This window comes from Stenotrophomonas sp. GD04024 (assembly GCF_029837545.1).
Lineage (GTDB): Bacteria > Pseudomonadota > Gammaproteobacteria > Xanthomonadales > Xanthomonadaceae > Stenotrophomonas > Stenotrophomonas forensis.
Map to the genome: position 1 here is coordinate 1 of NZ_JAOEDV010000157.1, position 902 is coordinate 902.

Consider the following 902-nt stretch of genomic DNA (forward strand, 5'->3'; position numbering starts at 1 on the left):
GCGTCAGTACACGGATGAGCAGGTCGCTGCGCTCAACGGCATCCTGGAGGACATTGTCGGCGCCGACGAATGGGCGGCCGGCACGACCTACCCGGCCGGTGATTTCGTTCGCCACGAGGGGACCCTGTATCGGGCGCTGGCCGAAAACGTGGACGTGGAGCCGGGCACTGACCCGGCGGTGTGGGAGGCCATCGGCGATTACACCTCGGTGGGCGACGCGCTGGCGGCGGCCATCAGCATGTCCACCAAGAACGCCAGCGACATTGAGGCTGAGGCCAGCCGCGTGGATGCCGTGGTTGCGCGGATGCCGGCGGGCGCTGGCACGCTCGCCACATTCGCACAGGTGGCCAGCGAGCAGCAGGCACGCGCCGATGCTGACTCGGCCTTGGGCCAGCGCCTCGACAGCACCAATGCGGCCTTGGTTGACAAAGCGAGCACGGCGAGCGTGAACGCCGTCCAGCAGGCGAGTGTGGATCGCGACAGCGCGCTGGGCCAGCGAATTGACACCACCAACGCGGCCTTGGATGCAAAGGCCAGTGCCGAGGGGCTCCAGCAGCTGAAAAGCCAAGTCACTGAATTGGATGGCAGGGTGGATTCCCAAGGCAGTGCGATTCTGCAGGTTTCGGCAAGGCTGAGCGGTGCGCCGAACATGCTCAAGGACCCGTCATATGCCAGAGGCTTCGCGTACTGGAGCCGGCCAGCGGTCGAGAGTGCGATCCTTAACGAGCCGAAGTATGGCAACTACCTGGCGGTTGGCCCATCACCCGGTGGCGTCTCCAGCGATCAGCTTGTGAACACCGGCGCCGGCAGTTACGTGCTGAGTGCGGAGGTATATCGCAACTCTGGTGTCGGCAATGTTCGCATTGAGATTGGGGCATTCAACGCGCAAGGCCTGATCGCTG

1 protein-coding gene is annotated in these 902 nt (G+C 64.6%); it reads left to right on the forward strand.

Translation table 11 applies throughout. The features are described from left to right. The coding region (locus tag N7590_RS22080; RefSeq protein ID WP_345781946.1) for a carbohydrate-binding protein at positions 1-902 on the forward strand (902 nt) is incomplete at both ends.